Below are 606 nucleotides of genomic sequence, written 5' to 3' on the forward strand. Positions count from 1 at the left end.
CCTTCCGCGCCGGTCCCCCGCCCGGCGCGCCCGCGTGCGGGGGGACGGCGCGGAAGGTCATGGTGCCCTCGTCCCCGGGGGCTCCGCCGGAGGCGTCGGCCGCGGCCTGCCGGGGCTCCGCCGTCGGCCTGCGGAAGACGAAGGTGCCGTCCTGGGCGGCCGCACCCGTCCCCGGCCGGTCAGGGTCCGTTCCCCCGGGTGCCTCGGGCGCCGTCTCCGGTGCGGAGGCGTGCGGGACCCTCGGGTCGGCGCCCCAGGAGATCCTGCGGTCCCGGTCGCCGCCGAAGCCGGACTGGCGGGAGCGGTCGGCGCCCCAGGCCGAGGCGGGCTCGGGCCGGCTGCCGTGCTGCGACTCGGCCGGGGACGGGGCGGGGAACGGGGCCGGTTCGTCGATCGGGTCCTCGTCGAAGAAGTGCGGGCCGGTCTCCTCGACGGAGGGCTGCGCCGGGCGCGCCCCGGGCGGCGGGGCGAGCGGCTCGCCGTCCCGGGGCGCCGGACGGCTCGTGCCCGGCACCCAGGCGGCACCGTTCCAGTACCGGACGTATCCAGGGATGGACGGGTCCGGGTAATACCCTTCGCGGGGCGTGTCGTCGCCGGGGGCCGGGG

Annotated in this window: 1 protein-coding gene; it reads right to left on the reverse strand. The window is 80.0% G+C overall.

Going from position 1 to position 606, the window contains the following annotated elements:
- On the reverse strand, nt 1–606 hold a 606-nt coding region (locus B7L92_RS38945; protein ID WP_174704098.1), incomplete at both ends, for a DUF2510 domain-containing protein.

Origin of the sequence: Streptomyces viridosporus (assembly GCF_002078235.1) — a bacterium.
GTDB classification, from domain to species: domain Bacteria; phylum Actinomycetota; class Actinomycetes; order Streptomycetales; family Streptomycetaceae; genus Streptomyces; species Streptomyces viridosporus.